Origin of the sequence: Gemmobacter denitrificans (assembly GCF_036964905.1) — a bacterium.
Lineage (GTDB): Bacteria > Pseudomonadota > Alphaproteobacteria > Rhodobacterales > Rhodobacteraceae > Gemmobacter > Gemmobacter denitrificans.
In genome coordinates this window covers 14,657-27,284 of record NZ_JBALHR010000019.1, presented here as the reverse complement: position 1 = coordinate 27,284, position 12,628 = coordinate 14,657, and the positions used below count along the sequence as shown (strand labels likewise).

At 66.5% G+C, this 12,628-nt stretch carries 10 protein-coding genes; 2 read left to right on the top strand and 8 right to left on the bottom strand.

The features are described 5' to 3' along the window. Positions 1-6: 6 nt before the first annotated feature. From V6590_RS18975 to V6590_RS18965, 3 genes are read right to left on the bottom strand one after another with little or no spacing between them, the layout of a single operon-like run. Entirely contained in the window at positions 7-825 is an 819-nt protein-coding gene (locus tag V6590_RS18975; RefSeq protein ID WP_335425272.1) for a CE1 family esterase, read from the bottom strand. Beyond that, positions 822-2,000: an OpgC family protein gene (locus V6590_RS18970; RefSeq protein WP_335425270.1), complete on the bottom strand. Its 1,179-nt coding sequence runs from the start codon at positions 1,998-2,000 to the stop codon at positions 822-824. The genes V6590_RS18975 and V6590_RS18970 overlap by 4 nt, the downstream gene beginning before the upstream one ends. 1 nt (position 2,001) lies before the next feature. Next, positions 2,002-3,369, bottom strand: a complete 1,368-nt coding sequence (locus V6590_RS18965; protein WP_335425269.1) for a tetratricopeptide repeat protein — start codon at positions 3,367-3,369, stop codon at positions 2,002-2,004. Positions 3,370-3,481: 112 nt separating this feature from the next. Here V6590_RS18965 and V6590_RS18960 point away from each other — a divergent pair, with 112 nt between their 5' ends. Beyond that, positions 3,482-4,645, top strand: a complete 1,164-nt coding sequence (locus V6590_RS18960; RefSeq protein WP_335425268.1) for a YeeE/YedE family protein — start codon at positions 3,482-3,484, stop codon at positions 4,643-4,645. On the opposite strand, the gene V6590_RS18955 is transcribed toward V6590_RS18960, so the two are convergent. The 5 genes from V6590_RS18955 to V6590_RS18935 all read right to left on the bottom strand — a co-directional run bounded on the left by V6590_RS18955 (position 4,627) and on the right by V6590_RS18935 (position 9,080). Continuing rightward, entirely contained in the window at positions 4,627-6,237 is a 1,611-nt protein-coding gene (locus V6590_RS18955) for a thiamine pyrophosphate-binding protein (RefSeq protein WP_335425267.1), read from the bottom strand. The genes V6590_RS18960 and V6590_RS18955 overlap by 19 nt on opposite strands. 39 nt (positions 6,238-6,276) lie before the next feature. Then, positions 6,277-6,783 (bottom strand): YHS domain-containing (seleno)protein, encoded by a 507-nt coding sequence (locus tag V6590_RS18950; RefSeq protein ID WP_335425299.1) that lies wholly within the window; start codon positions 6,781-6,783, stop codon positions 6,277-6,279. 126 nt (positions 6,784-6,909) lie between these two features. After that, positions 6,910-8,136 carry an MFS transporter gene (locus tag V6590_RS18945; RefSeq protein ID WP_335425266.1) on the bottom strand — a complete coding sequence of 409 codons (1,227 nt, stop codon included), beginning with the start codon at positions 8,134-8,136 and terminating at the stop codon, positions 6,910-6,912. Positions 8,137-8,263: 127 nt separating this feature from the next. After that, positions 8,264-8,566 carry an ArsR/SmtB family transcription factor gene (locus V6590_RS18940; RefSeq protein WP_335425265.1) on the bottom strand — a complete coding sequence of 101 codons (303 nt, stop codon included), beginning with the start codon at positions 8,564-8,566 and terminating at the stop codon, positions 8,264-8,266. Between the two features lie 49 nt (positions 8,567-8,615). Next, entirely contained in the window at positions 8,616-9,080 is a 465-nt protein-coding gene (locus V6590_RS18935; RefSeq protein ID WP_335425264.1) for an Lrp/AsnC family transcriptional regulator, read from the bottom strand. A 127-nt stretch (positions 9,081-9,207) separates the two neighbouring features. On the opposite strand from V6590_RS18935, the gene putA reads away from it, so the two are divergent. Further along, positions 9,208-12,609, top strand: a complete 3,402-nt coding sequence (gene putA / locus V6590_RS18930) for a bifunctional proline dehydrogenase/L-glutamate gamma-semialdehyde dehydrogenase PutA (RefSeq protein ID WP_335425263.1) — start codon at positions 9,208-9,210, stop codon at positions 12,607-12,609. Positions 12,610-12,628 lie beyond the last annotated feature (19 nt).

Genomic DNA, 12,628 nt, shown 5'->3' with positions numbered 1-12,628 from the left:
TGGCGCTCAGTTCAAGGTGCTGAACCAGTCCAGCGCCATGTCGGCCCAGCCCTTCGGCACGGAATGGCCCCCGCCATGCAGGGCCAGATGCAGGCTGCTGCCGGGCGCGCACCTGTCCCAGTGGCGCAGCCAGAATGGGCCATCGGCGCTGCTTCTGTCCGGGTCGGGGCTGCGGCAGCGCAGGGCTTCGCGCCAGATCTCCAATGACGCAAAGACATCGCCCTGCGCAAAGCCTGATCCAAGCTGGCGGCCTTCCAGCGGGACGGTGCGGTCGGTCCAGCCATGGGTGTGGAACAGTTGCACCGGGGCCGCGCAGCCTGTGGGATGCGGGCGCCAGAAGGCCCCCGCGACCGGGGCATAGGCGGCAAAGGCCTGCGGGTCATTGCAGGCGACATAGCTTGTCATCGATCCGCCGATGGAAAAGCCGGCCAGCAACATCCGGTCGCGGTTCAGGCCGAACCGGGTGGCGGCATCATCGGCCACGGCGCGCAGAAAGGCGGCCTCGTCCCTTGGGCCGGGCCGGTCGGGGTGAAAGGCCCAGCTTTGGCCACGGCCCCGGTCGCGCGGCAGTCCATCGGGCAGGATCAGCGCATGGCCCCGCCCCCGGATCGCCGCGACCATTGCCGTCATGCGCAGCATGTCGGCCCCCGTGCCGCCCCAGCCATGCAGGAAGACGACGGCAGGCCCGTCAGGCCGGGCGGTGTCGGGCAGGGTGATGTGATAGGTTCCCCCCGCAATGCTGCAGGGTTCGGGCGCATCGCCGCAGCCAGCCTGGGCGGATGTGGCAGCAAGGGCTGCGATCAGGGCAAGACAGCGCAGGATCATGATCGGGCCATTCGGGGGGCCGGATGGGGCGCCGGGCTTTGGGCAGGCTGCCGCCAGGGTTCGGATTTCATCCAGCCCACGGCATAGGCGATCCCGGTGATCACCGCGATGCCGCCCAGATTGATCACCACGGTGACAATCGGCCCGCTGCCCCACAGATCGAAGCCCACTCCGAATACCCGCGCCAGCACCATGGATGCCATGAACACCGCCAGCGACTGCTGCCCCACCCGCATCAGCACCGGCACCAGCGGTCCGGCAGCCGCCAGCCTTGCGCCGCCGGGGCCAACCGCCACCCAGGCCAGATAGGCCACGGCCAGAAAATGCAGATAGCGCAGGGCACCGACATTTGTCTTTGACACCAGCCCCCCCAGATCGCCGCGCCATTGCCGCAGGGTTTCAGAGGCACCCAGCAGCACATGCCAGGCCAGCGGCAGGGTGACGATCACATAGGCCGCAGCCAGAACGACCAGCCATCGCCGCACCGGCGGGGCCGGAATCCAGCCCGATTGCAGGGCAAATCCGGTGAAGAATACCAGTTGCCATGCGAAGGGATCGAAGAACCATCCCCGGCTTGATGGCTTGGCGAACCACAATTCGGCAGGCAGGCTGACCCCCGGTCGCCCGGCCCAAAGCCACAACAGTACCGATACCAGCACCACCAGCTTTGGATTGATCCGCGCCAGCGCCATGGCAAGCGGGATCATCGCCAGAATGACGATATACATGGGCAGGATGTCGAAATAATTCGGCACATAGGTCAGCGTCATCAACCCGATCAGGTTCGATCCGGTCTGGGTGATGAAAGGGTACAGGTTCAGCGCGGCGATATAGTCTTTCTCGAACCAGCCGGTCGCATTCAACACCAGCATGCAGAACAGGGCGGTGAAGAACACGCCCAGATGCGCCCAATAGACCTGCCACATCCGCTGCAGGATGCGCAGCGTGCCCAGTACCCAGCCGGCGCGGCGAAAGATCGCGCCGAAGGCCAGCGCCGAGGCCATGCCGGAACAGAAGACGAAGATTTCGGTCGCGTCGGAAAACCCGAAGCGGGCCGGAATCCACAGTGTCCAGGGATTGCCGGGGATATGGGCGATCAGGATTATCCACATGCCCAGGCCCCGGAACACATCCAGCCTGGGGTCGCGCGGGCGGCGGGCGGGCGCTGTCTGCATCTCAGGCCCCCGGCTGCGCGGCCTGGCGGGCGGCAGCAATCAGGGTGCGGCGCCGTTCGGCATAGCCGTCCGATGCGCCAGCGCGCAGGGCCTGACGATCGGCCAGCAGCGACTCGGCGGCCTCAAGCCGACCGCTGCGCAGGGCCGCCTCGATCGTCAGCCGCACGAAAATGTCGCGCTGGGCATGGCTGCCGCCGATCCGGGGCAGATCACGCTGCGCCGCCGACAGATGGGCAAAGGCCGTTCCGTGATCGCCCGCCGCAAAGGCCTGCAGGCCCTGCGCCGCCGTCAGGCCGGGATGGGCGATGATCTCTTGTGCCTCGCCCGTTCCGGCACGGGCCGCCGCCATGCGCCCGATCAGCCGCGCCGCGGCCTCGTCGCGCCCGCCGCCCATCAGGGCCAGCATGTAGTGCAGATCGGCGAAGGCCAGACAGCCATCCTCGGCCCGGCGTTCCGACAGATCGGCCAGTTCGTCCCAGCGATGGCCCACATTCACCCCCTCCAGTTCCAACCGCGACAGAAGCGAGGCGGCATTGGAAATGTCGCGGTAATCATCGGTGCGGTCGGCCCGGATGTCACGGTCATAGAAGTCCAGCGCCGCATCATATTGCCCAAGGTCCAGATGCATCAGCGCGCGGTGCCACCAGACATGGAAGCGGAAGTTGTTGCAATGGGTCCATGATGCCTCGCGCCCTGACAGCCAGTCCAGCCCGTCGCGGGCGCGGCCGGTCATGTCACAGACATGGGCCACCGCATGCAGACCCCAGGCATCGGGCGGGCACAGCTCCACCCCTTCGCGGCCAATCGCCTCGGCCCGGGCATATTCACCGGTTTCTTCCAGCGTGAAGGCATGGCAGCCCAGCGCATAGCCGCGCGCCGCATGATCGGCAAAGGCAGGCAGAGCGCCTTCGATCGACTGACGCATCAGATCGGGGCGGCCCAGCACGAACCAGATCGCCTGAATGAGCTTCATCGCCAGCGCATCCTGCGGTGCGCGGTCCAGTTCCGCCTGAAGCCGTTGCGCCGCCCGTCCGGGCCAGCCCTGCACCCAATCGCCAAGGGCTGCAACAAAGGCCCGCTCCCGTGCCGTTGCAGGCGCGCGCTGCAAGGCGGCCAGCGCATCGACATGGGCATCACGCGCGATCTGCACCATTTCGGACCGGCCCAGCAACAGGCAGGCAAAGCCCTTGATCGCATGGCCAAGCGCGAAATCCGGTGCGGCCGTGATCACGGCGTTCAGGTCAGGCCCCGTTGCCGCAGCATGGGACAGAAAGCCCACAAGGGTGCGGTTCCAGCCGCCGATCCGTTCACGCCCAAGGCTGGTTGCGATCCCGCTGAGATCGGTCGTGGTATCATGGGTGTCGAGCAAGGCTTGCCCCTTTCCTGATCTGCACTGCCCCCGCCGCGCCCATTGGACGAGAGGGGAATAAAGACACGCTTTTGTGACGGCGCGACGCTGCCCGGTTGCCTAAGGTCGCGGCATGACCCAGAGCATCGCCGCCAGACCCACCGCCCAAATCATCCCGCTGTTCGCCGCGATTGCGGGTCTGATCCTGATTGCCCTGCTGCGGCCCGGACCTGTCACCTTGCAGAGTCTTGGCCTGGTTGGGCTGGGGGCGCTGGCCGGGCTGGCGCTGTACCACGCCAGCTTTGGCTTTGCCGGGGGGTGGAAGCGGTTCATCCTGCTGGGCGACGGGCGCGGGTTGCGGGCGCAGGCGCTGCTGATCGCGCTGATCCTGCCCGCCAGCCATGCGCTGATCGCCTCTGGCATGGCCGGGGGCTATGTGGTTCCGCTGGGGGCCGCGCTGGTTCTGGGGGCCTTCCTGTTCGGGATCGGCATGCAGCTGGCAGGCGGCTGCGGTTCGGGCACGCTGTTCACCGCTGGCGGTGGCAGCAGTCGCATGGTGTTGGTCCTGGCGGCCTTTGTGGCCGGGTCGGTGATCGGCACCGCCCCGGGGCTGAGCGGGGCCGGCTGGCCCAGCCTGCCGCCCGTTTCGGCCTTGCGCAGCCTGGGGCCGCTGCCCGCCGTGCTGATCGGCTGGGCCGTTCTGGCCCTGATCGTGGCACTGAGCCTGCGGGTGGAACGCGCGCGCGGCTTTCAGCCCGATCCGGTGCAAACCGATTGGCGTCGTGGCCCCTGGCCCAAATGGGGCGGGGCGGTGATGCTGGCCCTGGTGGCCATCGGCACCTTTGTCGTGGCGGGCAGGCCCTGGGGCATCACACAGGCCTTTGCCCTGTGGGGGGCAAAGCTGGTGCAGATCGCCGGTGTCGATGTGGCAAGCTGGCCCTATTGGCAGGGCGGACGCGCCGCCCAACTGGTCGGGCCGGTTCTGGCCGATACCACCACGGTGATGGATCTGGCCCTGATGGCCGGGGCCATGGCTGCCGCCGCCCTGGCCGGGCGCTATCGCCCCCGCCTGCGGATGAGCGTGACAGAGGTCATCACCGCCATTCTGGGCGGGGTGCTGATGGGCTATGGGGCGCGGCTGTCCTCGGGCTGCAACATCGGCGCATTGCTGGGGGGCATCACCTCGGGTAGCCTGCATGGCTGGGTCTGGGGTCTGGCTGCCTTTGCAGGTTCGGCCAGCTGGCTGAGGTTTAGCCGACATATGTCTGATATGCGGGGTCAAAATGCCCCCTCATAGGCCCGGCGTCCGATCCTGACGGCCAGCAGGGTAAAGCCATCGCGGCCCATGGCGGCCTGAACCTCGTCCCGCATCGCCGCCGCACTGTCCACCCAGACGCCGTGACCGCCAAAAGCCGCCGCCAGCGCCGGAAAATCGGTCGCGCCGAAATCCACCGCCAGATTGGCCCGGCCTGATCCACGCTGTTTCATTTCGATCAAGGTCAGGCTTTCATCGACCATGACGCAGACGATCACCGGCAGGCCAAGGTCGCGCAGCGTGGCCAGTTCGCCCGCGCCCATTTCCAGCCCGGCATCGCCCATCACCGCCACCACGGGCGCGTCGGGGCGGCCAAGGCGGGCCCCCATGGCCAGCGGCAAGGCACAGGCCATGGTACACAGTCCCGAGGATTGCAGGATCAGCCGCGGCGCAGGCGATTGCCACATCTGGCTGAGCAGGATGCGATGCGCCCCGCTATCGGCAGTGATGACCGCCGTATCGGGCAGGGCTTTGCGCAAGGCGGCAAAGGCGGCATGCGGCCCCCATTGATCCGATGGCCCGGCAAACAGGTCTTGCAATGCCGCACGGGCCTGCGCAATGCGCCCCCCCGGCCAGCGTGCCGTGGTGCCGGGTTTCAGCCGGGCCAATGTGTCGCCCAGCCCGGCCAACAGGGTTTCGTCGCAGCGATGCATGCCATGCAGGCGCGGCACCGGCGCGATTTCGAACACGGTCTGATGCGGGGCGAAAATGTCGCGCCAGCCGATGCGCATTTCGATCGGGTCATAGCCCAGCAAGACCACAAGATCGGCCTGCCGGATCAGCGGCAGCAGAACGCCATCGGCGCGGGGGCTGAGGCCAGCCCCCATCAGCGACAGCGGATCATCTTCGGCCAGCAGCCCCTTGCCCTTGTAGGTGGTGATCAGCGGAATGCCCTGCGCGTGGCAGAATTCGGCAATGGCCGCCCCGGCGCCTTCGTTCACCGCATCGACCCCCGCAATCGCGATAGGCCGCTCGGCCGTGTCCAGCGCGGCCTGCAGCCGGGCAATCTGCCCCGGTGTCGCGGCGGGCAGATCGGGCAGGGCTGCTGCAAAGGGCAGCGACGGCTCGGCCCCTTCTGCCACGCCGATGGGAACATCGACATGCACCGGCCCCGGCTGGCCAGACAGGGCAAGCGTGATGGCCTTGGCCATCACCTGCGCCACGGCCCCCCGCGCAGCGCGGAAACTGCCCTTGACCACCGGGCGCAGCAGCGCCTGATGGTCAAAGACCTGATGGGTATAGGTTTCCGCCTCGGCTGAATCGACACAGCCGGTCAGGAAGATCAGCGGCACACGATCCTGAAGCGCATTGGCCACCACATTCACCGCATTGGCGACACCGGGGCCAAGGGTGGCCACCAGCACCGGCAGGGCACCGGTCATGTGCCAATGCCCCTCGGCCATGAAGCCGCCCGCGTTTTCATGCTTGACCAGCACGAAGCGCAGCCCGGCCGCGTCCAGCCCTTCGATCAGGGCCAGCACCTCGCCGCCCGGAATGCCGAAGGCATGGCTTGCCCCGGCCCCGGCCAGCATCCGGCCGATAACCCCGGCCCCGGTATCTTGCGCAGTCGTCATGTCTGTTCTTCCCTGTGCCTGCCCCTTCTCGGGCTTGTATCAGGGTGCCACCGGCGCGGTGGAAACGAAATCGGGAATACCACTGTCGGCTGCAGCCTTCGGTTCAACACCGCCCACCCAGTTGGTTTGCGCCAGCGAGATATTGCCGGGAATATCTTCTTCCCAGAAGCCGACGACATTCTTCGTGATGTTCAGATAGAGCTTGCCATCGACGATGCGCCACAGGTTCGGGTTGCCCGGCACCTTGCCGCCCTTTGACACCCCATAGGCGCAGTGTCCGTCATATTGCGGGGCATAGCGGGCGGGATCGGCCAGAAAGAGATCGCGGTTCTCGGGGGTGGAAAATGCAAATTTTGCGCCATTGTATTCGGCGGTGATATCGGCGCGGCCCGGCACGGCGTTGGGCTGGGCCTGACCCACGGGGGCCTGCGGCAGCGAGAAATAGGCCACGACATCATGGCCTGACGCGGCAAAGCCGGTCTGGTCCACATATTGCGGGCCTGCCAGCACAAGGTTGGGGGCAAGGCCAGCGCCAAGGCCGGTCATGAACGCGATCAGGGTCAGGGATTTCAGCATGTCGTGCTCCGCAGATTTGCATGTCCTGAACAGCAATTCGCGGCAGAACGCCGGATGATACATCGCTCGCGCAGTCGTGATACGCGGGTGGGGCGATCAGCCTGTCGCGGGCCAGGCCTGCGCCCGGCTGACCTTGCGCCACAGGATGGCCATGACCGCCAGACCCGTCAGCCCCAGTGCCACAACCAGCCACAGGGTCGGCCCGGGGCCGATGCGGGTGGTGGACAGCGCAAAGGCAAAGGGGGCCGCCGCGCCCATCAGGTTGCGGATCGCCGCCAGCCGACCCAATTGCTGGCCCAGCCCTTCGGTGCCGAACAGGGCCACTGGCACGGCGCCACGCACGATGCTGGCCAGCCCGCCGCCCGTGCCCATCAGAATCGCAAAACACAGGCCGGTCAGCACCGGGGGCCCCGGCAGCAGCAGGGCCAGCACCGCCAGCGGCATCGCCCCCGCCGACACCATGGCCACCGCCACCGGATGCAGGTTGCGCCACAGCGTCGCATCCACCACCCGGATCAGCACCTGCGCCGGGCCCATCATCATGGCGATCAGAAAGGCGGTTTCCCCCATCCCGCGCGCCAGCAGGATCGGCACCATATGGATGGTGACCGCCGAAATCACCATGCCGCTGATGGCAAAGCCCACGCCCATCAACCAGAAGGCCCGCCGTGCCTCGGGGCCTGACAGCCGCTGATACTGCACTTCGGTCTGGGCGGGATGTGCCGCAATCGCGGCAGGATCGGGCAGGGGGCGGCGCGCGATCCACAGATGCAACGGCAGGGCAAGGCCCAGCGTCAGCCCGGCAAAGATCAGATAGGTGCCACGCCATCCCATGTCTTCAGCCAGCCAGCCCGTCAGTGGCCAGAACAGGGTCGAAGCAAAGCCCGCGATCAGCGTCAGCAGCGTGATCGCCGCCCGGGTGTTGCGCGGCGCATGCAGTGCCAGCGTCGCAAAGGCGGCATCATACAGCACGGCAAAGCTGATGATTTCGATCAGCACCACCAGCAGCGCAAAGGTCACGATATCCGGCGCATGGGCCAGCGCGACCAGAGCTGCCGCAACGGCGGCGCTGCCAGCCGACATCACCCGCGCCGCGCCATGCCGGTCGATCCGGCGACCGAAGGCCGGGGCGGTAAAGCCCCCCAGCAAGAGCCCGATTGAAAAGATCGCAAACAGGGTGGGTTCGGTGACGTTGAAGTCGGTGGCCATGGCGGGGGTCAGGACGGCATAGGCGTAATACAGCGCGCCATAGCCGATGATCTGCGTAACCCCAAGCGCGGCAATCACCGGACGGGCCGCAGGGGCAACCCCGATCAACGCCATGGTGCAGGCCCGCCCTGGGAGGGGGCGGCGGGCCGCGTGCCGGTTCGGCGGATCGTTACGGCCATCGGTGCCCCCGCAGCTGACTCTATTTCGGTAAATATCGAAATAATGGGCGCGGGGCAATGCCCTATTCGTCAGTTTGGCAGGCATCCGCGCAGCATTCGGCGGCCAGATCATCGATCAGGCCCCGCATGACCGCATAATTCGTGCGGCAGATCAGGGAGGTGCCAACCCGTTCCTGATGGATCAGGTCCACCTGGATCATCGCCCGGCAATGATGCGACAGGGTTGATCCGGGGATGCCCAGCTTTTCCTGAATCCCGCCCATGGAAAGCCCGGCCTCACCCGCGCGCACCAGAAGCCGGTACAGCCGCAGCCGGGTCGGGTTGCCAAGGGCCGCCAGACGCGCGGCGGCACTGTCGATATCCATGATCCGCACTTTCCTTCTGTCAGGGGCCGTTCCCTGACCCTGGCGACTGTCAGGTCGGGGTCCAGTTGTGTTCGACCACGGCCTCCATTGAAACAAAGCTGCTGGTGGCGTGCAATCCTGGCAAGGCGGAAATCTTTTCCGCCATGATCTGCCGGAAATGCACCATATCACGCGACCGGACCTTGATCAGATAATCATATCCGCCCGCGATCATGTAACATTCTTCAACCTCGGGGATGTTGCGCACGCCCGCGTTGAACTTGTCCAGCGCCGATTGCCGGGTGTCGGACATTTTCACCTCGACATAGGTCACATGGGTCAGGCCCAGCTTCATGGGCGACAGCATCGCGCGATACCCGGTGATCAGCCCCGCCTCCTCCATTTGCCGGACGCGCTGGGTGACCGGGGTTTTCGACAGGCCGACCCGGGCGGCAAGCTCGCTCATCGGGATGCGGGCATTGGCCAGTAGTTCGGCCAGAATCTTGCGGTTGATCGGATCAAGCAGGTCGGACATCGCATAATTCCCGCGGATAAACAGGCGAATCGCCTATCATACTGGTCTGCTTTGGTCACATCGACCAGAGCCTGTTCGGTAAAATCGGCCCAATCCCTATTCCGCCGATCTGACCCCCAGAGGCCCCATGACCGACCTGTCGCACTTTACCCTGTCTGCCAAGTTCCAGCCCGAGGCCGCGCTTCTGGATCATCTGGTGCAAGAGGCCGCGCTGGATGCTGACCTGCGGGCCCGGATCACGGCCAAGGGGGCCGGGCTGGTGCGGCGTATCCGCAGCGAGGCCAAGCCCACGCTGATGGAACATTTCCTGTCGGAATATGGCCTGTCCACCCGCGAAGGCGTGGCGCTGATGTGCCTTGCCGAAGCCATGCTGCGCGTGCCCGACCGGCTGACGATCGACGCGCTGATCGAAGACAAGATCGCGCCGTCGAACTGGGGCCGCCATCTGGGTGAGGCGTCCTCCAGCCTTGTGAACGCCTCGACCTGGGCCTTGATGCTGACGGGCAAGGTGCTGGACGATGGGCAGGGCGGCGTGGCTGGCACCCTGCGCGGCATGATCAAGCGGTTGGGCGAACCGGTGATCCGTACCGCCGTGGGCCGCGCGATGAAGGAAATGGGCCGCCAGTTCGTGCTGGGTCAGACCATCGACGCCGCCCTTGACCGCGCCCGCAGCCGCGAGGCGCAGGGATTCACCTACAGCTATGACATGCTGGGCGAAGCCGCGATGACGCGGGCCGATGCCGCCCGCTATGCCCGCGAATATGCCAATGCCATCGCCGCCATTGCACGGGCCTGCGACAAGGGCTCGGTCGAGGCCAATCCCGGCATTTCGATCAAGCTGTCGGCGCTGCATCCGCGCTATGAAGTGGCGCAGGAAGAGCGCGTCATGGCCGAACTGGTGCCGGTTGTGCTGAAACTGGCGCAGGCGGCCAAGGCGGCGGGCATGGGCATGAACATCGATGCCGAAGAACAGGACCGGCTGGTGCTGTCTCTGAAGGTGATCGAGGCAGTTCTGGCCGATCCGTCTCTGGCGGGCTGGCACGGGTTCGGCGTGGTGGTGCAGGCCTATGGCAAGCGCGCCGGTCTGGTGATCGACTGGCTGTATGAAACCGCCACGCGGCTGGATCGCAAGATCATGGTGCGGCTGGTGAAGGGTGCCTATTGGGACAGCGAAATCAAGCGCGCCCAGGTTGAAGGCCTGCCCGGTTTCCCGCTGTTCACCAGCAAGACCGCCACCGATGTCAGCTATATCGCCAATGCGCGCAAGCTGATCGGCTATGCCGACCGGATCTATCCGCAATTCGCCACGCATAATGCCCAGACCGTTGCGGCGGTGCTGGAAATGGCGGGCGATGTGAAGTTCGAATTCCAGCGGCTGCATGGCATGGGCGAACGGCTGCATGACATCGTGCTGGCCGAAACCGGCGGGCGCTGCCGCATCTATGCCCCGGTCGGGGCGCATCGTGACCTTCTGGCCTATCTGGTGCGCCGCCTGCTGGAAAACGGCGCGAATTCGTCTTTCGTGCATCAGATCGTCGATGAGGCAATCAGCCCCGAGGAAGTGGCCCGCGATCCGTTCGAGGCGCTGGCCACCGCCCGCGCCCCTGCGGCACTGCTGGCCCCGCAAGATCTGTTCGGTGACCGGCGGGCCAATTCGCAAGGGTTTGATCAGTCAGATGTCGAAACGCTGCAGCGGATCGCGGCGGCCCGTGATGCCGCCCGGCCCGTGGCCGAGGTTCTGGCCCTGCGCCCGGCAACCGGCAGCCTGCATCCGGTGATCAACCCCGCCACCGGCGAAACCATCGGCGAAGTGATGCATGTCGATGCTGCAACCGTCACCCGCGCCATCGAAGATGCCCGCCCATGGGACGCCCCGGCTGCCGAACGGGCCGCCGTGCTGCGCCGTGCCGCCGATCTGTTCGAGACGCAATTCGGCGAAATCTTCGCCGCGCTGACGCACGAGGCGGGCAAGACCCTGCCCGATGCCGTGGGCGAACTGCGTGAGGCGGTCGATTTCCTGCGCTATTATGCGGCGGAAGGCGAAACCGCCACCGCCGGGCCGCGCGGCATCATCGGTGCGATCAGCCCGTGGAACTTTCCGCTGGCGATCTTTTCGGGCCAGATTGCGGCGGCGCTGATGGCCGGAAATGCCGTGATCGCCAAACCGGCGGAACCCACACCGATCATCGCCAGCATCGGCGTGCGCCTGCTGCATCAGGCCGGTGTGCCGCGCAGCGCGCTGCAATTGCTGCCGGGGCGCGGCAGCGTGGTCGGGACGGCACTGGCGACAGACCCACGGGTGTCTGGCCTTGTCTTTACCGGATCGACGGCCACCGCCCAGACCATCGCGCGCAACATGGCCGCCCATCTGGCCCCCGGCACACCGCTGATCGCCGAAACCGGCGGATTGAATGCGATGATCGTGGACAGCACCGCGCTGCCCGAACAGGCGGTGCGCGATATCGTGGCCTCGGCCTTCCGGTCGGCGGGGCAGCGCTGTTCGGCCCTGCGGTGCCTTTATGTGCAGGAAGACATCGCGCCGCATCTGATCGAGATGATCAAGGGCGCGATGAACGAGCTGGTGGTGGGCGACCCCTGGGCGCTTTCCACCGATGTCGGCCCGGTGATCGACCGTCGCGCGCAATCCACCATCGCCGATTATCTGGAAGAACACCGCGCGCGCATCCTGCATCAGCTTGCCGTGCCGCAGACGGGCACCTTCATCCCGCCCACCATGATCGCCGTGCGCGGGATCGAGGATCTGGATCGCGAAATCTTTGGCCCGGTGCTGCATGTCGCCACCTTCAGGGGCGAGGACCTGGGCCGCGTGGTTCAGGCGATCAATGCAAAGGGTTATGGCCTGACCTTCGGGCTGCACACCCGCATCGACAGCCGTGTGCAAGAGGTGGCCGGGGCGATCCATGTCGGCAATATCTATGTGAACCGCAACCAGATCGGCGCGGTGGTGGGCAGCCAACCCTTTGGCGGCGAGGGCCTGTCGGGCACCGGGCCGAAGGCGGGCGGGCCGAATTATGTTGGCCGCTTCTTCGCGCCGCCAGTGGCCAGCATCCCCGACGCGCAATGGCCGGACCGGGTGGATGTGGCGCGACTGTCGCAGGTGCTTCAGGCTCATGCGCCGCGCCAGATCGGGGAACAGGTGATGCCCGGCCCGACGGGGGAATTGAACCGCCTGACGCTGCATACCCGCCCGCCGATCCTGTGCCTTGGCCCCGGCAAGGTGGCGGCGACGGCGCAAAAGACCGCGGTTGAATCGCTGGGGGGCGACGCGGTGATCGTGGAGGGCACCATCGCGCCTTCGACGCTGACCAGCCTTGACGGATTTTCGGCGGCGCTGTGGTGGGGTGATGCGGCCACCGGGCGCGATCTTGCGCAGGCATTGGCCGACCGTGATGGTGAAATCGTGCAGCTGATCACCTCGCTGCCCGATGTGGCGCATGTCGCGCATGAACGCCACCTCTGCGTCGATACCACGGCGGCGGGCGGCAATGCCGCCCTGCTGGCAGGCTGATCGCATTCCCCCTGCCCCC

What these genes read in the sequence shown, in the direction of transcription:
- putA (WP_335425263.1), top strand. Translation starts at nt 9,208, where the DNA reads ATGACCGACCTGTCGCACTTTACCCTGTCTGCCAAGTTCCAGCCCGAG.
- V6590_RS18955 (WP_335425267.1), bottom strand. Translation starts at nt 6,237, where the DNA reads ATGACGACTGCGCAAGATACCGGGGCCGGGGTTATCGGCCGGATGCTG.
- V6590_RS18960 (WP_335425268.1), top strand. Translation starts at nt 3,482, where the DNA reads ATGACCCAGAGCATCGCCGCCAGACCCACCGCCCAAATCATCCCGCTG.
- V6590_RS18935 (WP_335425264.1), bottom strand. Translation starts at nt 9,080, where the DNA reads ATGTCCGACCTGCTTGATCCGATCAACCGCAAGATTCTGGCCGAACTA.
- V6590_RS18950 (WP_335425299.1), bottom strand. Translation starts at nt 6,783, where the DNA reads ATGACCGGCCTTGGCGCTGGCCTTGCCCCCAACCTTGTGCTGGCAGGC.
- V6590_RS18975 (WP_335425272.1), bottom strand. Translation starts at nt 825, where the DNA reads ATGATCCTGCGCTGTCTTGCCCTGATCGCAGCCCTTGCTGCCACATCC.
- V6590_RS18945 (WP_335425266.1), bottom strand. Translation starts at nt 8,136, where the DNA reads ATGGCGTTGATCGGGGTTGCCCCTGCGGCCCGTCCGGTGATTGCCGCG.
- V6590_RS18940 (WP_335425265.1), bottom strand. Translation starts at nt 8,566, where the DNA reads ATGGATATCGACAGTGCCGCCGCGCGTCTGGCGGCCCTTGGCAACCCG.
- V6590_RS18970 (WP_335425270.1), bottom strand. Translation starts at nt 2,000, where the DNA reads ATGCAGACAGCGCCCGCCCGCCGCCCGCGCGACCCCAGGCTGGATGTG.